Genomic DNA, 17666 nt, shown 5'->3' with positions numbered 1-17666 from the left:
AGGAGAGTTTGGGATGACTGAACCGGCCAGCAATATCCGGATCAACGGGCAGCGGCTGTGGGACAGCCTCATGGAAATGGCGAAGATCGGCCCCGGTCTGCGTGGCGGCAACAACCGCCAGACGCTGACCGATTCCGACAAGGAAGGCCGTGATCTTTTTGCCCGGTGGTGTAGGGAGCAGGGGCTCAGCATGGGCGTCGACAGCATGGGCAACATGTTTGCCCGGCGCGAGGGCACGGACCCTGACGCCCTGCCGGTCATGCTCGGCAGCCATCTGGATACCCAGCCGACCGGCGGCAAGTATGACGGTGTGCTCGGCGTTCTCGGCGCGCTGGAGGTGATCCGCACGCTGAACGACCTCGGCATCAGGACCAAGCACCCGATTGAGGTGGTGAACTGGACCAACGAGGAAGGCACCCGGTTCGCCCCGGCCATGGTCGCCTCCGGCGTTTTCGCCGGGGTGCATACCCAGGACTGGGCCTATGACCGGACGGACGCGGATGGCAAGCGTCTTGGGGACGAGCTGGAGCGCATCGGCTACAAGGGGGATGAGCCGGTCGGCCAGCGCAAGATGCACGCCTTCTTCGAGCTGCATATCGAGCAGGGCCCGATCCTTGAGGACGAGAGCATCGATATCGGCGTGGTGACCCACGGCCAGGGCCTGAAATGGATCCAGATCACCCTGACCGGCAAGGAAAGCCACACTGGCTCCACCCCGATGCCGAAGCGCATCAATGCCGGGCTCGGCATGGCGCGTGTGACCGAACTGGTGAACGAGATCGCCCTTGAGCACGGCCCGAACGGCGTCGGCGCTATCGGTCATCTCGAACTCTATCCGAATTCCCGGAACATCATCCCGGGCCGCACCGTCTTCACGGTCGATTTCCGGCATCCGGACAAGGCGTCCCTCGAAGAGATGGACGCCAAGCTGCGCAAGGGAGCGGAAAAAATCGCCGCTGAAATCGGGCTCGGTATCGAGATCGAGCAGACCGGCGGCTTCGATCCGGTTACCTTCGATGAGGGGTGTGTCACAGCCGTGCGCAATGCGGCGGAGAGCCTTGGCTACACGCACCGGAACATCGTTTCCGGCGCCGGGCACGATGCCTGTTGGATCAACCGGGTGGCACCGACGTCCATGATCATGTGCCCCTGTGTCGACGGCCTCAGCCACAACGAGGATGAGGAAATCAGCATGGAATGGGCGACTGCCGGTGCGGATGTGCTGTTCCATGCCGCGGTCGAGACCGCCGAGATCGTCGAATAAAGCCGGAGAGGAGCGCGTTCATGTCGAAAGTCATCAAGGGCGGCACAGTCGTCACCGCAGACCACAGTTTCGAGGCCGATGTCCTGATCGAAGGCGGTGTGATCACCGCCATCGGCAAGGGCTTGAAGGGCGACCAGACCATCGACGCGACCGGCTGCTACATCATGCCGGGCGGCATCGATCCGCACACGCATATGGAAATGCCCTTCATGGGCACCTATTCGGCGGACGATTTCCACAGCGGCACCTCGGCGGCGGTTGCCGGCGGCACCACCATGGTGGTGGATTTCTGCCTGCCGGTACCGGACCAGTCCCTGATGCAGGCTTTGCAGAGCTGGGACCAGAAAAGCTCCAAGGCGGTGACCGACTATTCCTACCACATGGCCATCACCTGGTGGTCGGAGCAGGTCTTCGACGAGATGCAGCTGGTGGTGAACCGCGGCATCAACACCTTCAAGCATTTCATGGCCTACAAGGGCGCGCTGATGATCGAGGATGACGAGATGTTCTCCTCGTTCCGGCGCTGCGCGGATATCGGCGGCATGCCGCTGGTGCATGCGGAGAATGGCGATGTCGTCGCGCACCTGCAGGAAAAACTGCTGGCCGAGGGCAATAACGGGCCGGAGGGACACGCCTATTCCCGGCCGCCGGAAGTCGAGGGCGAAGCCGCGAACCGGGCCATCATGATCGCCGACATGGCGAATGTGCCGCTCTATATCGTGCATGTCTCCTGCGAGGAGGCGCACGAGGCCATCCGCCGGGCCCGGCAGAACGGCAAGCGCGTCTTCGGTGAGCCGCTGATCCAGCATCTGGTGCTGGACGAAAGCGAGTATGCCAATGCCGACTGGGACCATGCCGCGCGCCGTGTCATGTCCCCGCCGTTTCGGGACAAGAAGCATCAGGACGGGCTCTGGGCCGGTCTGGCTGCCGGCTCGCTGCAATGCGTGGCGACCGACCATTGCGCTTTCACCACGGACCAGAAGCGCATGGGGCTGGGCGATTTCACCAAGATCCCGAACGGCACCGGAGGGCTGGAAGATCGGTTGCCCGTGCTCTGGACACGCGGCGTGAATACTGGCCGTCTGACCCCGAACGAATTTGTCGCGGTGACATCAACAAACATCGCCAAGATTCTGAATTTGTTCCCGAAAAAGGGTGCGGTAATGGTCGGGGCAGATGCCGATCTGGTGGTCTGGGACCCGAAGGCGTCGAAGACCATCACGGCGGCGAAGCAGGTCTCTGCCATCGATTACAATGTCTTCGAAGGCATTGAGGTGACCGGCCTGCCGCGATTCACCTTGAGCCGCGGCGACGTGGTGGCGACCGAGGGCAAGGTCGATGCGGCGGAAGGGCGCGGCAAGTTCGTCGGCCGCGATCCGTACCCGGCAACCAGCAAGGCGCTTTCCAAGTGGAAGGAACTGACGGCGCCCCGCAAGGTGGTGCGCTCGGCCGCGAATATGCCGGCCGGCGTCTAGACCGGACCAGAAGATACCGGACAAAATGGAAGCGGACCGCCGACAGGGGTCGGACGGTCCGCCGATTTGGAGAATATGGTGACAGAGATCCAGGCAACCGGTGCCGCCTCTACGGCAGGCGCGGCCGAAGCCGATGCATTCCGGGTTATCGAGGCGCGGGAGCTTTGCCTGACCTTCGAAACGAACGACGGGCCGGTGCACGCGCTCTCGAATGTGGACCTGGCGGTCGACCGGGGGGAGTTCGTCTCCTTCATCGGCCCGTCCGGTTGCGGCAAGACCACGCTGCTGCGTGTCATCGCCGATCTGGAGAAGCCGACATCCGGCAGCATCGCGGTCAACGGCATGACACCGGAAGAGGCCCGGCGGAAGCGTGCCTACGGCTATGTGTTCCAGTCGGCGGCGCTCTATCCGTGGCGCACGATTGCCGGCAATGTCGCGCTGCCGCTGGAGATCATGGGGCTCGACCAGGCCGAGCGCGAAGAGCGGATCGCCCGCAATCTGGCGCTCGTAAATCTCGCCGGCTTCGAGCGGAAATTTCCCTGGCAGCTGTCCGGCGGCATGCAGCAGCGGGCCTCGATCGCCCGGGCGCTCGCCGTGGAACCTGACCTGCTGCTGATGGACGAGCCCTTCGGCGCGCTGGACGAGATCGTTCGCGACCACCTGAACGAGCAGCTCAACCAACTCTGGGACCGGACCAACAAGACGGTCATATTCGTGACGCACTCGATCCCGGAAGCGGTGTTCCTGTCGACCAAGATCGTCGTCATGTCGCCACGCCCCGGACGGGTTCATGACGTTATTGACTGCAATCTGCCGCGTGTACGGACCCTCGATATCCGGGAGACACCGGAGTTCCTGGCGATCGCCCACCGGGTTCGTGACGGTCTCAGGGCGGGGCATGCCTATGACGATCAATAAACTGTTGAAATCGCAGGGTGCGGCGGTTGCGGCCGTCGTGCTCATCCTGATCGTGATCTGGTATCTTGGTGCGGCTGTGCTGAATGCACCGTTTCAGCGGGACCAGAACGAGCGGACGCAGCAGACGCAAACCAGCGGGGCTTTCATAGAAGCTACCCTGAACCAGAAACGGCCGGTGCTGCCGGCACCGCACCAGGTTCTGGTCGAGATCTGGAACACCACGGTCGAGAAGCGCATAACATCCAAAAGAAGTCTGGTTTATCATAGCGGTATAACGCTTTCTTCGACCATGTTGGGCTTTGTTCTGGGCACACTTCTGGGAATTACGCTGGCGGCGGCGATCATTCATGTCGAGAGCCTAGAGCGCAGCCTGATGCCGTGGATCATCACGTCCCAGACGATCCCGATCCTGGCCATCGCGCCGATGGTCATCGTGGTGTTGAACGCGATCGGCATCTCCGGCCTGATCCCGAAGGCGATGATATCGACCTATCTGTCCTTCTTCCCGGTGACGGTCGGGGTGGTGAAAGGGCTGCGTTCGGCGGATCCGATGCAGCTTGACCTGATGCGGACCTACAGCGCGTCCACCTTCCAGACATTCTGGAAACTGCGTTGGCCGTCATCCATCCCGTTCCTCTTCACCTCGATGAAGGTGGCGATAGCCGCCAGCCTTGTCGGCGCCATCGTCGGCGAGCTTCCGACCGGGGCCGTGGCCGGACTGGGCGCGCGGCTTCTGGCCGGCTCCTACTACGGACAGACCGTGCAGATCTGGTCGGCCTTGCTGAGTGCGGCCTTCCTCGCGGCCATGCTGGTAACCATTGTCGGGGTCGCGGACAAGGCGGTGCGCCGACGCATGGGGATAGCACGATGAGCAGGTCCCTGCCTTTGACCATCCCCCTCGGTGCCGCAGCTTTGCTTGTTGCCGTCGTGCTCCAGATCGTGTCGCCCGAGGCTTTGTGGTCGCCGTCCTACGGCCTCGCCGCGGGATTGCTGGCGTTCTCCTATGCCATGGCCGCTATCTGGCGCCGGGGGGCGCCGGCCGCATTCCTGCTGCTTGTGACGGTACATCTTGCCGCCATCCCTCTGGTCGCGCATGTCAGCCATGGCGAGGGCAGCATGGGACCGGCTTACTGGGCCCTGCTGGTTTCCGGCTGGCTGGCAGCCTGGAGCTGCGTGACCCTGCTGACGGCGGCCTCCAAGGTCCTGCCGCCGTCGGCCAGGCAGGCAATCAACCTGTTGATTCCGCTGATTTTCGGGATCTGGCTGATCCTGATCTGGGAGGCGATCACGCGCGGTGCCGGTGTGCCGCAGGTGCTGCTGCCGTCCCCGAGCGCGGTCTGGGGCACGCTGATTACCTCGCTGCCGACTCTCTGGGCGGATTTCGTGCAGACCTTCCTGAAGGCGGTGCTCGCCGGCTATGTGCTTGGCTGCGGCATCGGTTTCGCCGTCGCGATCCTGGTTGACCGCTCGCCTTTCCTGAAGCGCGGGCTGATGCCGGTCGGCAATATGGTCAGCGCCCTGCCGATCATCGGCGTGGCGCCGATCATGGTGATGTGGTTCGGCTTCGACTGGCAGTCGAAGGCGGCGGTTGTCGTCATCATGACCTTCTTTCCGATGCTGGTGAACACGCTGGAAGGCCTCTCGGCCTCCAGTGCAATGCAGCGCGACCTGATGCGCACCTATGCGGCCGGCTACGGCCAGACGTTGCTGAAGCTGCGTCTCGTCGAGGCGCTGCCGTTCATATTCAATGCCCTCAAGATCAACTCCACGCTGGCGCTGATCGGCGCTATTGTCTCGGAGTTCTTTGGAACACCGACTGTGGGCATGGGGTTCCGCATATCAACCGAGGTCGGCCGCATGAATGTCGACATGGTTTGGGCGGAAATTGCGGTTGCGGCGCTCGCCGGTTCCGCTTTCTACGGGGGGCTCGTACTGATCGAGCGCACCCTTACATTCTGGCACCCGTCAAACAGATAAGTCCGGGGTCAGGCAGGCTTCATCGAATGAGGAGAGTAACCATGCAAAAGATGCTGACAGGATTGCTCGCGGGAGCATTCAGTCTGGCCGCCGCCACGGCGATGGCCGAAGGCGACGACCATGTCACGCTGCAGCTCAAATGGGTGACCCAGGCGCAGTTCGCCGGCTATTACGTCGCTGCGGACAAGGGTTTCTACGAGCTGGAAGAACTGGTCGTCGAGATCAAGCCGGGCGGCCCGGACATCGCGCCTCCGCAGGTCATTGCCGGCGGCGGGGCAGACGTGGTCATCGACTGGATGCCGTCCGCGCTGGCCAGCCGTGAAAAAGGCGTGCCGCTGGTCAATATCGCCCAGCCGTTCAAGACTTCGGGCATGATGCTGACCTGCCGGAAGGATACCGGCATCAAATCTCCGGCGGACTTCAAGGACAAGACACTCGGTGTCTGGTTCTTCGGCAACGAATATCCGTTCCTGTCCTGGATGTCCCAGCTCGGTATCAAGACCGATGGCAGCGCCGGCGGAGTCACCGTGCTGAAGCAGGGTTTCAACGTCGACCCGCTGTTGCAGAAGCAGGCAGACTGCGTCTCGACCATGACCTACAACGAATATTGGCAGGTCATCGATGCCGGCCTGTCGCCGGACGATCTGGTGGTTTTCAAATACCAGGATCAGGGCGTGGCCACGCTCGAAGACGGCCTCTACGTGCTTGAGGACAAGTTGAAGGACCCGGCTTTCGTTTCCAAGATGGCGCGCTTCGTGAGAGCGTCCATGAAAGGCTGGAAATATGCGGCCGAGCATCCCGACGAGGCGGCTGATATCGTGCTCGAGAACGATGCCACCGGTGCCCAGACTGAAAAGCACCAGCGCCGCATGATGCGTGAAATCGCCAAGCTGACGGCCGGCACCAACGGCGCGCTCGATCCGGCGGATTACGAACGGACGGTCACCACCCTGCTGAAGGGCGGCTCCAGCCCGGTCATCACCAAGAAGCCGGAAAACGCCTGGACGCACCTGATCACGGACAAGGCGCTGAAATAGGCGACGTTTGTTGCAAAGATCCGGAAAAGGCGGCTTCAGGGCCGCCTTTTTCATGCGCTCACGGGCGGCTGGCGGCGCTTGACTGGATGTTTCCGCCCGCGCCGGAGTAATCTGGGTTCCATCCATTTCCTTCCGTGCATCCTCAGGGCTTTAAATGACCGACATCCTGTTTCTCCCCGGATTTATGTGCGACCAGCATCTCTGGGATGATGTCGTCGATGGCATGCGCTTTCTCGGACATCTGCATTTCGGCGATCTCACGCGGGACCGGTCGTTCGAGGCGATGGCGGAGCGGGTCCTGGCCGACGCGCCGGAACGGTTTTCCCTGGTCGGCTTCTCGATGGGCGGATTCGTTGCCCGAGAGATTGCGCTGATGGCGCCGGAGCGGGTCGAGAGACTGGCCCTTGTGAATACCAGCGCCCGCGGCGACAGTCCGGAACAGGCCGGGCGCAAGGCCGGTCTTGCGAAGGCGGCCGAGGGCAGGGGCTTTCGCGGCCTGTCCCGTCATTCCATCCTGTCGTCGCTGCATCCGGACCGGCGTTCGGACGAAACTCTGGTGGCGAGGATCCGGGAAATGGCGGACCGGATCGGCAAGGATGGGTTCGTGAACCAGATCGGCGTCGTCCGGCAGGACGGGCACGGCCGTCTCGGTGCGATCGCCTGTCCCACCCTGGTGGTCTGGTGCCGGCAGGACGAGTTGCGCAGTCTGGGCGAGGCAACAGAACTCGCCGACGGCATCCCGGGCGCGCGTCTGGAGATCGTCGAGGGATGCGGTCACATGCTGCCGCTGGAGGCGCCGGAGCAGATGGCGGCCCTGCTCGGGGCCTGGCTGGAATAACGCCGGGCCGTTCCGGTCATCCTCCATCTTGTATTCGATGGCATGGCGACTACACTGGCCGGGTTAGTACACTCACTTCTGGTCGTTTCATGTCGCGAATCATCTGGCTTGCGTCCTACCCCAAGTCCGGGAACACTTGGATGCGGGCCCTGTTGGCGAATTACATTCTCGATCACGATGAACCAATCTCAATCAATGAATTGCGCGGTTTCACGCTGAGCGACACACGCCCGCGCTTTTTCGACGGCCTGACCGAGAAATCCCTGACCAGCCTGACGATCGAGGAAGTGCGCGCCCTGCGGCCGGAAGCGCAGCGCCGGCTCGCCGCCGCCCGGGATCACGATCATTTTGTGAAGACTCATTCCCAGCTTGCCGAATATGGCAGCGTGCCACTGATCAATACGGCAGTGACGGCGGGCGCAATCTATATCCTGCGTGACCCGCGGGACATGATCCTCTCCTATGCGGCGCATTTCGGTGTTGACGTCGATGAGGCGATCGACCGGATCGCGAGCGACCAGAACATCACGACCGCCGGCGATTTCGAGATGAGCACCATCCTGGGGCGCTGGGATCGGCACGTGGAGTCCTGGACGGATCAGAAAGTCATTCCCGTCTGCGCGGTGCGTTATGAAGATCTGCATCGTGACACGGAAGCGGCTTTCGGCTCGATCCTGAAGACCTTGGGCATGCCGGTATCCGCCGACCGGCTGGCGAAAGCGGTGCGCAACAGCGCCTTCGAGACCCTAAGCCGCGAGGAATCAAAGGACGGATTCATCGAACGACCGCCGCATATGGAGCGGTTCTTCCGATCAGGAAAACCGGGCGGCGGCGTGACCGGGCTGACGGCGGCGCAACGCACGCGGATCGAAACAGACCATGGGGCTGTCATGACGCGTTTCGGTTACCTGCCCTGATCAGGTCCGAGGTGGGGGGCAATCGGCATTGTCTGCATACCGCAAAGAAAAGCGGCCGCATCAGGATGATGCGGCCGCTCCTGGTATAGTCTCGGAACGCTATTCGGCAGCTTCGGCCGGCCAGCCGGAGACAGCCTTCACTTCTAGGAATTCAATCAGGCCGTATTCACCGCCCTCACGTCCGTTGCCGGACTGTTTGTAGCCACCGAACGGGCTGCCCGGCGCACGGCCGGCCCCGTTAAGCTGGATCATGCCGGCCCGGAGCTGACGGGCGAGGCGCTTGGCCCGCTCCGGATCACCGGTCTGCACATAGGATGTCAGGCCATACGGTGTGTCGTTGGCGATCCGGACCGCGTCCGCTTCGTCCTCGAATTTCATGATCGAGAGCACCGGGCCAAAGATTTCCTCCCGGGCGATGGTCATGTCTTCCTTCACGTCCGCGAACACCGTCGGCTTCACGTAGTAGCCGCGATTCAGTCCATCCGGACGGCCGAGGCCGCCGGCGAGGAGGGTCGCGCCTTCCTTGATGCCGGATTCGATCAGGCCCTGGATCTTGTCGAACTGGGCCTGTGAGACCACCGGGCCGATCTGACGGCCTTCCTGGGTAGGGTCGCCGATTTCCTGCGCTTCGGCCAGGGATTTGGCTGTCGCGACAGCTTCATCATAGGCAGACTTTTCGACAATCATCCGGCTTGGAGCGTTGCAGCTCTGACCGCTGTTGTTGAACATGTGCAGCACACCGCGCTTCACGGCCTTGGCGACATCGCTGTCGGCGAACACCAGGTTCGGACCCTTGCCGCCCAGTTCAAGCGCAACGCGCTTGACCGTGTCGGCCGACGCCTTGGTGACGGCGATACCGGCGCGGGTGGAGCCGGTGAAGCTCATCATGTCGATGTCGGGATGCTTGCTCATCGCTTCGCCGACGGTCGGGCCGTCGCCGTTGACGAGATTGAACACACCGGCCGGGAAACCGGCCTGTTCCATGAACTCGGCGAAGAGCAGGGAGGACATCGGTGCGATTTCAGACGGCTTCAGCACCACGGTGCAGCCGACGCCGACGGCCGGGATCACCTTCAGGGTCACCTGGTTCATCGGCCAGTTCCACGGCGTGATCAGGCCGCAGACACCGATCGGCTCATGCATGATGTATTCGGTCTGGAATTTTTCATTCAGCGGATGCTCGAAGGTGAATTCCTTCAGCGCCCGGATGAAGGCCTTGATATGGCCCAGGCCAGCGGCGGCCTGCTGGCTGCTGGCGATGTTCTTCGGCGCGCCCATTTCGTTGGAGATCGCGGTCGCCATCTCCTCGATGCGCTCCTGGTATATCTCCGCCAGCTTCTCGACATAGCCGACACGCACATCGTGTGGCGTGACGCTCCAGGTCGTGAAAGCATTTTTCGCGGCTGCGACAGCCTTATTCACGTCGGCTTCGCTGCCGAGGGAAATCATCGCGAAAGGGGTCTCGTTGGCCGGGTTGATGACCTCAAAGTCATTGGCGCTGGCCGGCGCCACCCATTTTCCGTCGATAAAGAAATCGGTCTTTCGTTCCATTTGATCCTCCCGCGGCAATTCGTCGATCCGCGCGCTCTCTCAGTGAATGTTGACCCGTCTCAGGACTGGACGGCTCTGAAGCCGCATTTGGGTAGTGGGAAGGGCCGGTACAAGGAGCCTTTCGTAAGAAGGCATAGCTCCCATTAGCCCATGGAATTGTTCGGTGCAACATACGCAACTGCAACCAGACCAATTGAAGCATTATGGAATCATCGGCAATGTTTCATTCGAAGAATCATATTGTTGCGCCGCAATATCTCGGTCTAGAGTTCGAGACCAATCGTTTGGAGCTTCTGATCTCCGAACAATTCGCTTCTGCGAAACAGGCGCGCGTCCTGCGTTCCTGTCAGTGGAGCCCAGCCGAAATGGCGTCTGTCGGGACAGACATCATTGAAAACGAAGCGGCGGGCAGGCGGTTCAAAAACAAGGAGGCTAATTATGAATTTCATGAGAATTGCGGCTATCGGCGCAGTCACTGCGATCATGTTTGCAGGCGGCGTTGAAGCGAAGACCTACAAGGTCGCGCTGGACGGAACCTTTGCTCCGCACGCCATGCCGAAACTTTCCGGTGGCGTCGAGGGATTCAATGTCGATTTTGCCGAGGCTCTCGGAAAACGACTTGGCGCCGAAATGGATATCACCGCGGCCCAATGGTCCGGATTGCTCCCGGGCATGCAGGCGGGAACCTATGACTTTCTCGTTGCGCCGACCACGCTGACCGAAGACCGCTCCAAGAGTATGCTGTTCAGCGAGGGATATCTCGATACGGACTTCCAGTTTGTCGTGAAGAAAGGTTCGGCCAAGATAGAGTCTCTGAAAGAGTTCGCCGGCAAGGTGATCGCGGTGAACAAAGGGTCTGCCTACGATAAATGGGCCAGGGGCCTGGAGGGCGAGATCGGCTGGAAGGTCGAATCCTACGGCACCCAGACAGATGCCGTTCAGGCGGTTATTTCCGGGCGGGCGTTCGCCAATGTCGCAGGCAATACCGGCGTTGCCTGGGCGGTGAAGAAAAACCCCATGATTGAGCTCTCCTACCTGCATTCGACAGGCAAGGTGTTCTCTGTGCCGTTCCGCAAGGACAGCGTGGAGCTGCGCAACCAGGTGGATGCGGCGATCGAGTGCATGAAACTCGACGGAACCCTGGTGGCATTAAGCGAGAAATGGTTCGGCGTGACGCCTGCTGCCGGTTCCACGGCAGTCACTGTTCGGCCCGGATATGGCGAGCCGGGTTTCGAAGGTTACGACCCGACCGCGCACACGCCGTCCTGTAACTGATAGCTCACTTCGTCACGGCGGCGCCTGCGATCCGCTGCGCGCCGCCGTGATGCGCTCCGATACCTTTAGAAAGAAATCCTGACTATGGCAGCGATCCTCGAGGCGCGCGGTCTCTGGAAGTCATTCGGTGACTTCGATGCCTTGAAAGGTGTCGACTTTACCCTGAATACCGGTGAGTTGGTCTTCGTTATCGGGCCATCCGGGTCCGGCAAGAGCACCATGCTGAGATGCTTCAACCGGCTGGAAGAGCCGACCGGCGGTTCCGTCTTGTTCGATGGTGTCAATCTGATGGACCGGTCAGTGGACATCAATCTGATGCGCCGCCGCCTCGGCATGGTTTTCCAGCAGTTCAACCTCTATCCCCACCTGACGGCGCGGGACAATGTCACACTGGCCTTGCGCAAGGTGCTCGGCAGATCACGGGCAGAAGCGAACGAGATCGCCGAAGCCATGCTGGACAGGGTCGGTCTGGGCGACAAGGCGGATTCCCATCCGGGAGAGCTTTCCGGCGGACAACAACAGCGGGTCGCGATTGCCCGTGCATTAGCGCTTGAGCCGTCCGTCATGCTGTTCGACGAGCCTACCAGCGCACTCGATCCCGAACTGGTCGGCAGTGTCCTGCAGGTCATGCAGCAGCTGCGCGAAGCCGGCATGACGATGGTTGTCGTAAGCCACGAGATGCGCTTTGCCCGCGCGGCCGCCGACCGGGTGATCTTCATGGCGGACGGGCAAATTCTTGAAGAAGGAACGCCGGACAAGATCTTCGAATCTCCCGAACACGTCCGAACCCGCGAGTTCATGCAAGAGATCGCTCAATGAGCGCGGCGCCGGAAACCAATATGTGGGCCCGCTTCACTGAAACCTTTTTCCGGCCGGACCTGATCGATCAATATGCCGGCGCCATCGGGAATGGCGTCATCGTCACCTGCGAGATCGCGCTGCTTGTGGTCGTCTGCGGGTTGGCGCTTGGCATGGCGCTGGCGATCGTGCGGGCCTACCGGATAACCGCATTGTCCCTGGTCATCGTGGGGCTGGTCGACCTGTTGAGGTCCATGCCGCCACTGGTCATCATCCTGTTGATGTATTTCGGCTTGCCAACCGTTGGCCTGACGCTGTCCGGCTTCGTCGTCCTGTGGCTGGTTCTGACGCTGGTGCTCGCGGCCTTTGCTGAGGAAATCTTCTGGGCCGGTATCCTTTCGGTCCGCAAGGGGCAATGGGAAGCGGCACGCTCTACCGGACTCGGATTCGGTCAGTGTCTGATTTATGTGGTGGTGCCCCAGGCGGTCCGTATGACGGTCGCCCCACTGACAAACCGGACAATCGCAATTACCAAGAACACGGCCCTGGGTACCGTGATCGGGGTCGGAGAGATCTTGAACGAGGCCTCGACGGCGCAATCCTTCTCCGGCAGCGCCACGCCGCTGATGATGGGGGCGATCGCCTACATCCTGCTTTTCATTCCGGTCGTCATTGTCGGCCGCTGGATCGAGACACGGTTCCAGTGGAGGCGCGCCTGACATGGAAATGCTGATCTTCAATTTCTTTAACTGGGAAATCATGACGGAAGCCTTTCCGTTGCTGCTTCGCGGCGCCGGTCTTACGCTTCTTCTATGTACGGCTGTAATTCCGCTCGGTTTGCTCGGCGGACTGGTTGTTGCGCTTGCGGCCCGCAACCGCAGTCGGGTAGTGCGATATGCAGTCATCGCCTTTATCGATCTGTTCAGAGCCGTTCCGCCTCTGGTGCTGCTGATTTTCGTTTATGCCGGACTGCCCTTCGCCGGTCTGGATATCTCGCCATTCGCGGCGGTCTGCATTGCCTTCTTGCTCAACAACTCAGCCTATTATGCGGAGATCTTCCGGGCCGGTATCGAGAGTATTGGCGCCGGTCAGGCCGAGGCGGCCCGATCCACGGGGCTCGGGCGACTTCAGACCATGGCCTATGTGGTGCTGCCCCAGGCAACGCGGAACGTTTTGCCGGATCTGCTCAGCAACAGCATTGAAGTCGTGAAATTGACCTCGATCGCCAGCGTCGTATCGTTTCAGGAACTGCTCTATTCCGCCGATATGGCGCGATCGCTGACATACAATTCCTCGCCGCTCGTCATGGCGGCGGCGATGTATCTGGTGATCCTCTGGCCAATTGTCAGACTCCTCAGCAGAATGGAGCATAGAGTCGGCCAATAAATGCCCCGAACAGGGCGCTGGCCCCGGCGCTCAGCGCGTCGTCAGGCCAGCGCGTTCCAGGCTGTGCTTCATGTGCAAATAGTCCTCGGGATTGCGAAACGGCTGGACGGAGAGGAACCATCGGGCGATGTCGCCGGGCAGAGGCGACACATCGCCGGCCCAGTTCTCGCGCGCCGCGGCAAGAAATTTGCGGGCCTCACGGTCCGCCGTGGCGCTATTCCCAAGCTGGGCGAAAGCCATCGCGGCCCAGATTTGCGGATAGTATGCGCCGTCTGTCGCTTGCGCCGCGGCCCACAATGTTCCCGGATAGTCGCGGCAGATAAAGCGGCACGCGGCTTCAATGGACCAGTGCAGCGGCTGGTAGTCGAATCCGGAATCCTGAAAGTGATCGAAGCGTCGCAACGCTTCCTCTGATTCGCCACAATAGGCGAGCCCCAATGCGGAAGATGCCGCGACACCGATATCGCTCTCATTCAGGGTTTCCGAGATACCAAAACAGAGGTGTGCCCGCTCGAACTCACCATTTGTGATATGGGCCCAGCCGGATGCCTGATAGCTCTTCGCATCTCTTGGCCCCAGTTCTATTGCCCGCTGGGCGCGTCTGAGAGCGAGTTTGGAAAGACCGGGATTCTCACGCAATCCCGGAGCGACAAACCGGATCATGCTGGCGCAGAAGGAAAGGCTGGAATGGCCCGGTGCAAAGTCGGGACGTTCCAGGCTGACCGACGTGAAGATCTCTTCAGCCTGACTCCAGCTTGTCGCGGTCCAGCGGTGCATCAGCCGGCGCCCCTGCATCCAGCGGTCATAAACCGGCGAGGATTCGGCCAACTCTTCATGCTTTGGCGATTGCCGCGCAGGTGACACATGAATGTTGATTGCTATGGCGAGTTTCTGGACGAGTTGCCGGAGTGTCCGAGGCCAGGTATCGAGGTTGGCCGGGTTCTCCTCGCTCCAGAGGATGGTGTCGCTGGCCATGTCGCGAACTGAAACCAGCACATGAAGAACCGTGTCCTTGACGAATGCATCGCCCGAAATCCTGTAAGTTGGATCGGTCGGGAGGACAACTCTCTGGCGTTGACTATGCTCGTTATCAAGCACCAGCCATTCCCTGAACTTCAACAGGCTCGACATGAACTGATGCCGGAAGGCGCGGGCCATGAATTTCAGCGGGTCCGGTATGCCTGTATCGGTGAAGGGTTCGATGATCAGGCGCGGTGTACCGCTTGGGTCGAGACTGGTGAGGCCATCGCCTGAGCGTTTGTGATGTTCGTCATCCTGCCCAAAACCGGTCTTGATCAGGGCGACCAGCGCCTTGGTCTCGTCGGAAGGTTCCGTGTCGTAGTCGCTTTCAAGAAGCGACCAGAGGCGGTTGTAACGCTTCAGGGCCGAGCCGGTATCGCCCGAATGGACATGTTGCCGCATGAGTTCCCGACACGCACCTTCATGCGTCGGGTCGAGATTGGAAAGAGCCAGCGCCGCGTTTCTCGCGCTCTCTGTCACCTCATAGACGGAAGCGCCCGGCCGTTGTTTCAGCCGTCGCTCAAGGCTGGAGACGAGCCGATCATGCAGATTTTGCCTCTGTGTGAGAATCCAGCTGTGCAGCGCCTGGTCCAGATCTTCGAAGCCGAGCAGCAGCGAGGACGAGATATCCGAGCGTTGTACAAGGATCGGATGAACCGGTGCATTGGCATCGTTCTCGAGGACGGCCCACAGGTCCGTTTCAAACATTTTGGCGTTCAGGCAGATTTCGTTTCGCGTGACGTCGATCCCGACGACGCCAACGATTTCAAAATACCGGTTCAGTTTGCGGAGTGCCTGCCTGAGAGATGCCCGGGCACGGTCTTCCGCCGCACCGCTCCAGAGCAGACCAGCAATGCTCTCGCGCGTCGCTTTCCTGGACGGAAGCAGCATCAGGTAGGCGAGGATGGCCTGCGCCTTCCTGCCCGGCATGGCTTTCATTCCGCCAGGAGCTTCAATGAGAAAACCGCCGAACAGGCTCACTCTGAACCGTTCCGACGTCGGACGTGCACCGGCATTCGCCACTGCACTTTCGAGAGGGGTGGGGTCGTTGGTCAGATGATGGGGAGAGTCGACCATGGTATCCGGCAAAGTGACATCTGGCTTCATCCAGAGTGCAGGCATTCCTGTCAGGTACCTAATGATTAAGCCTAAACGAGATTGCTTCCCGTTCAATCCCCAAAAGGACGATTGCTTGTGATAGAGCGCTCCGACACACCCGGCGTGAATCTGTTGGCGTGGCGCTGTTTCGGTTTGGTAAACCGGTTTGCAGACCCGTCGGCCAAACCAGTATCGAATTGCTGCACTGAATCGGTCATCACGCTGTCATCGGCTGCCGCTACCTCTTATCTCTTGTACAAAGGTGCGGTAGTGAAGTGTTGCGGAACCATAGGGCGGACTGGCTCCGTCGGGAGTTCGAAAAACGGACGCCGGTCGTCTCCTGCTGCAATCCGGATGACATCCTGCCCCGGTCTTGTGTCAGGGCTTCCGGTGCGTCCCGCGTAGGAGTGATTTCCAAGATGCCCGGGGCCATTCCGAGATCAAGACAGCTATTCGTCGAGAAGTCGATACGGGACCCAAATATCACACCGGCAAGACGAGCCCTGCAGGCGTGGCCAGAATGAAAAAGCCGGCCACACAACGGGGCCGGCTTTTCTCTTGAGTGAAACGCGGATCAGGCGGAACGATAGAGCTTGGTCATGGAGAATTCACGGTGACCAAGCGCTTCGGCTGCTGTGTTCCGGCCGTTCGCGGTCCGGATGATCATGTCGATCAGCGAATCCCCGGCCTGGTCGATGGTCATCTCCCGGGTCAGCACGCCGGTCACGTCCACGTCGATATGTTCCGACATGGTGCGCAGGGTTCGCGGGTTGCCGGAGATCTTGATGACCGGCACGATCGGGTTGCCGACCACGTTGCCCTGTCCCGTCGGGAAGGTGTGGATGACGTAACCGCCGGCCGCCATCAGGGTGACGCATTCCGCCGCCGCCGATGAGCTGTCCATGAAATAGAGACCGGGGCCTTTTTCCGGCGTCTCGGCCGGGCCGATGGCGTCGATATAGGTCGAGGTCCGTCCGATCTTCTCCAGATTGCCCAGCGCCTTCTCCTCGATGGTCGTCAGGCCGCCGAGAATGTTGCCCTTGGTCGGCTGGCTGTCCGACAGGTCGTCCGTCTGGTGGGCGAAGATGACCTCATCCTGATAGGCCTGCCAGATCTTGCGGAACTTTGCGCCGATCTCCGGCGTTGCCGCGCGGGCCTCGCAGATATGTTCGCCGCCGGTGATCTCCGAGGTCTCCCCGAAGCAGCCATAGAGGCCGTGCGGCAGCAGCTTGTCATACATGTTGCCGACAGTCGGGCAGGAGGAGAGGCCGGTGGTGGTGTCGCTCTCGCCGCATTTGGTCGAGACCCAGATGTCTGTCAGCGGCACAGCTTCCTTCTGCAGTTCCGTGGCCCAGTGGACATATTCCTTGGCCTGCCAGGAAGCGGCCCGGATTGTCTCGAAGTCGCCTTTCTGCTCGATGGAGAAGCCGGTGACCGGCTTGCCGGTCTTGGCGATGCCGTCGACGATTACCTTGGTCCATTCCGGCTCGATGCCGATCACCACGACGGCGGCGACGTTCGGGTTCGCGCCGGTGCCGATGATGGTGCGGAAATGCAGGTCCAGGTCCTCGCCGAACTGCAGGCGGCCATAGGCGTGCGGGATCGCCATGGTTCCCTTGACGTTATTCGTCACGGCCTCGCAGGCGGCATTGGAAATATCGTCCACCGGCAGGATCAGGATGTGGTTGCGGACACCGACGCGGCCGTTTTCCCGGCGCCAGGCATTCACGCTCGTGTTTGCAAGATCGGCCATTTCTACCACCTCTTGGTTTTCATGTTGTGGGTATGGACGTGCTCGCCGACACCGGCACTGCCGACCATCTTGCCGATATCCTCGCCATATTTGATGACTGTATCGCCGGCGCTGAGATCCTTCAGGGCGACCTTGTGGCCGATCGGGATGTCCGCCTTGGCGGTCAGCCGGAAGTCCGAATTGTCGTGCGTGACGACGCACAGCATCTCGGTGCCGGCTTTCAGGTCCTCCACCACGACGACACCGACCGTGTCGTCCGGGTTGTGGACCAGCAATTGCGGGATATTGCTCATGTCAGGGGCTCCCTCTGGTTCGTTTCTCGAGTTTCGCTAGATACGTCCATACATCTAGCAGAATTC

16 protein-coding genes are annotated in these 17666 nt (G+C 61.0%); 12 read left to right on the top strand and 4 right to left on the bottom strand.

What is annotated here, in order from left to right:
* Window positions 1-13: 13 nt before the first annotated feature.
* From RH950_RS13670 to RH950_RS13635, 8 genes are all read left to right on the top strand, one after another.
* A complete protein-coding gene (locus RH950_RS13670) occupies window positions 14-1264 on the top strand; it encodes a Zn-dependent hydrolase (RefSeq protein ID WP_350057646.1) in 1251 nt (416 codons plus the stop codon).
* Window positions 1265-1284: 20 nt separating this feature from the next.
* The gene (hydA, locus tag RH950_RS13665; protein WP_350057644.1) at window positions 1285-2739 is read left to right on the top strand and encodes a dihydropyrimidinase; all 1455 of its coding nucleotides are present in this window, start codon (window positions 1285-1287) and stop codon (window positions 2737-2739) included.
* A gap of 87 nt (window positions 2740-2826) precedes the next feature.
* Entirely contained in the window at window positions 2827-3657 is an 831-nt protein-coding gene (locus RH950_RS13660) for an ABC transporter ATP-binding protein (RefSeq protein WP_350058532.1), read from the top strand.
* Window positions 3644-4528 carry an ABC transporter permease gene (locus tag RH950_RS13655; protein ID WP_350057642.1) on the top strand — a complete coding sequence of 295 codons (885 nt, stop codon included), beginning with the start codon at window positions 3644-3646 and terminating at the stop codon, window positions 4526-4528. The genes RH950_RS13660 and RH950_RS13655 overlap by 14 nt, the downstream gene beginning before the upstream one ends.
* Window positions 4525-5634 (top strand): ABC transporter permease, encoded by a 1110-nt coding sequence (locus RH950_RS13650; protein WP_350057640.1) that lies wholly within the window; start codon window positions 4525-4527, stop codon window positions 5632-5634. The genes RH950_RS13655 and RH950_RS13650 overlap by 4 nt, the downstream gene beginning before the upstream one ends.
* A 41-nt stretch (window positions 5635-5675) precedes the next feature.
* Window positions 5676-6671: an ABC transporter substrate-binding protein gene (locus RH950_RS13645; RefSeq protein ID WP_350057638.1), complete on the top strand. Its 996-nt coding sequence runs from the start codon at window positions 5676-5678 to the stop codon at window positions 6669-6671.
* A 154-nt stretch (window positions 6672-6825) separates the two neighbouring features.
* Window positions 6826-7509 (top strand): alpha/beta fold hydrolase, encoded by a 684-nt coding sequence (locus RH950_RS13640; protein WP_350057636.1) that lies wholly within the window; start codon window positions 6826-6828, stop codon window positions 7507-7509.
* Complete coding sequence (locus RH950_RS13635) at window positions 7440-8426, top strand: sulfotransferase domain-containing protein (RefSeq protein WP_350057634.1); 987 nt, start codon at window positions 7440-7442, stop codon at window positions 8424-8426. Before RH950_RS13640 ends, RH950_RS13635 begins: the two co-directional genes overlap by 70 nt.
* A 99-nt stretch (window positions 8427-8525) precedes the next feature.
* Here RH950_RS13635 and RH950_RS13630 read toward each other — a convergent pair whose 3' ends face one another.
* On the bottom strand, window positions 8526-9977 hold the full coding sequence (locus tag RH950_RS13630) for an aldehyde dehydrogenase family protein (RefSeq protein WP_350057632.1): 1452 nt from the start codon (window positions 9975-9977) through the stop codon (window positions 8526-8528).
* A gap of 438 nt (window positions 9978-10415) precedes the next feature.
* On the opposite strand from RH950_RS13630, the gene RH950_RS13625 reads away from it, so the two are divergent.
* The 4 genes from RH950_RS13625 (at window position 10416) to RH950_RS13610 (ending at window position 13436) form a co-directional block, all read left to right on the top strand.
* On the top strand, window positions 10416-11252 hold the full coding sequence (locus RH950_RS13625; RefSeq protein ID WP_350057630.1) for a transporter substrate-binding domain-containing protein: 837 nt from the start codon (window positions 10416-10418) through the stop codon (window positions 11250-11252).
* An 84-nt stretch (window positions 11253-11336) separates the two neighbouring features.
* Entirely contained in the window at window positions 11337-12071 is a 735-nt protein-coding gene (locus tag RH950_RS13620; protein ID WP_350057628.1) for an amino acid ABC transporter ATP-binding protein, read from the top strand.
* Entirely contained in the window at window positions 12068-12769 is a 702-nt protein-coding gene (locus RH950_RS13615; RefSeq protein ID WP_350057626.1) for an amino acid ABC transporter permease, read from the top strand. The genes RH950_RS13620 and RH950_RS13615 overlap by 4 nt, the downstream gene beginning before the upstream one ends.
* A gap of 1 nt (window position 12770) precedes the next feature.
* Entirely contained in the window at window positions 12771-13436 is a 666-nt protein-coding gene (locus RH950_RS13610) for an amino acid ABC transporter permease (protein ID WP_350057624.1), read from the top strand.
* Between the two features lie 30 nt (window positions 13437-13466).
* On the opposite strand, the gene RH950_RS13605 is transcribed toward RH950_RS13610, so the two are convergent.
* The 3 genes from RH950_RS13605 to RH950_RS13595 all read right to left on the bottom strand — a co-directional run bounded on the left by RH950_RS13605 (window position 13467) and on the right by RH950_RS13595 (window position 17600).
* Entirely contained in the window at window positions 13467-15563 is a 2097-nt protein-coding gene (locus RH950_RS13605; RefSeq protein ID WP_350057622.1) for an AfsR/SARP family transcriptional regulator, read from the bottom strand.
* A 565-nt stretch (window positions 15564-16128) separates the two neighbouring features.
* Window positions 16129-17307: a UxaA family hydrolase gene (locus RH950_RS13600; protein WP_350057620.1), complete on the bottom strand. Its 1179-nt coding sequence runs from the start codon at window positions 17305-17307 to the stop codon at window positions 16129-16131.
* Window positions 17308-17309: 2 nt separating this feature from the next.
* A complete protein-coding gene (locus RH950_RS13595; protein WP_350057618.1) occupies window positions 17310-17600 on the bottom strand; it encodes a UxaA family hydrolase in 291 nt (96 codons plus the stop codon).
* Between the last annotated feature and the right edge of the window lie 66 nt (window positions 17601-17666).

It is taken from the genome of Nisaea sp. (assembly GCF_040217065.1).
GTDB lineage: Bacteria > Pseudomonadota > Alphaproteobacteria > Thalassobaculales > Thalassobaculaceae > Nisaea.
The sequence above is the reverse complement of the archived record's forward strand: the minus strand, read 5'-3'. Positions and strand labels throughout refer to the sequence as shown.

What these genes read in the sequence shown, in the direction of transcription:
- RH950_RS13670 (WP_350057646.1), top strand. Translation starts at nt 14, where the DNA reads ATGACTGAACCGGCCAGCAATATCCGGATCAACGGGCAGCGGCTGTGG.
- hydA (WP_350057644.1), top strand. Translation starts at nt 1,285, where the DNA reads ATGTCGAAAGTCATCAAGGGCGGCACAGTCGTCACCGCAGACCACAGT.
- RH950_RS13655 (WP_350057642.1), top strand. Translation starts at nt 3,644, where the DNA reads ATGACGATCAATAAACTGTTGAAATCGCAGGGTGCGGCGGTTGCGGCC.
- RH950_RS13650 (WP_350057640.1), top strand. Translation starts at nt 4,525, where the DNA reads ATGAGCAGGTCCCTGCCTTTGACCATCCCCCTCGGTGCCGCAGCTTTG.
- RH950_RS13645 (WP_350057638.1), top strand. Translation starts at nt 5,676, where the DNA reads ATGCAAAAGATGCTGACAGGATTGCTCGCGGGAGCATTCAGTCTGGCC.
- RH950_RS13640 (WP_350057636.1), top strand. Translation starts at nt 6,826, where the DNA reads ATGACCGACATCCTGTTTCTCCCCGGATTTATGTGCGACCAGCATCTC.
- RH950_RS13635 (WP_350057634.1), top strand. Translation starts at nt 7,440, where the DNA reads ATGCGGTCACATGCTGCCGCTGGAGGCGCCGGAGCAGATGGCGGCCCT.
- RH950_RS13630 (WP_350057632.1), bottom strand. Translation starts at nt 9,977, where the DNA reads ATGGAACGAAAGACCGATTTCTTTATCGACGGAAAATGGGTGGCGCCG.
- RH950_RS13625 (WP_350057630.1), top strand. Translation starts at nt 10,416, where the DNA reads ATGAATTTCATGAGAATTGCGGCTATCGGCGCAGTCACTGCGATCATG.
- RH950_RS13620 (WP_350057628.1), top strand. Translation starts at nt 11,337, where the DNA reads ATGGCAGCGATCCTCGAGGCGCGCGGTCTCTGGAAGTCATTCGGTGAC.
- RH950_RS13615 (WP_350057626.1), top strand. Translation starts at nt 12,068, where the DNA reads ATGAGCGCGGCGCCGGAAACCAATATGTGGGCCCGCTTCACTGAAACC.
- RH950_RS13610 (WP_350057624.1), top strand. Translation starts at nt 12,771, where the DNA reads ATGGAAATGCTGATCTTCAATTTCTTTAACTGGGAAATCATGACGGAA.
- RH950_RS13605 (WP_350057622.1), bottom strand. Translation starts at nt 15,563, where the DNA reads ATGAAGCCAGATGTCACTTTGCCGGATACCATGGTCGACTCTCCCCAT.
- RH950_RS13600 (WP_350057620.1), bottom strand. Translation starts at nt 17,307, where the DNA reads ATGGCCGATCTTGCAAACACGAGCGTGAATGCCTGGCGCCGGGAAAAC.
- RH950_RS13595 (WP_350057618.1), bottom strand. Translation starts at nt 17,600, where the DNA reads ATGAGCAATATCCCGCAATTGCTGGTCCACAACCCGGACGACACGGTC.